The organism is Shewanella electrica (genome assembly GCF_022321485.1).
Classification (GTDB): Bacteria; Pseudomonadota; Gammaproteobacteria; order Enterobacterales; family Shewanellaceae; genus Shewanella; species Shewanella electrica.
Genome location: NZ_JAKOGG010000655.1, coordinates 1 through 245, shown reverse-complemented (window position 1 = coordinate 245; position 245 = coordinate 1). Strand labels below are relative to the sequence as shown.

Genomic DNA, 245 nt, shown 5'->3' with positions numbered 1-245 from the left:
GTCCGTGAAGGGGCATATCCGGCGCGCGAGGATGGGGTGGAGCTTGGGACCGGCGGCGGAGGGCGCGGTGGTGGCTGCGGCGGAGAGGCCGAGGCTGAGGCCGGCGAGTTGCGAGGTGGCGAAGCCGAGAGAGGAAGAGGAGGAGGAAGTGCGAAGGAGCGGAGCCCTGGTGGCGGGCGTGAAGGAGCAGAGCATGGTCGCCATCGCCACTGGAGCCTGGAGGAAGAAGAAGAAGAAGAAGAGGA

At 67.8% G+C, this 245-nt stretch carries 1 protein-coding gene; it reads left to right on the top strand.

What is annotated here, in order from left to right; translation table 11 throughout:
• Positions 1-245 (top strand): hypothetical protein (locus L9G74_RS24570; RefSeq protein ID WP_238898946.1); only part of this gene is annotated, 245 nt, incomplete at both ends.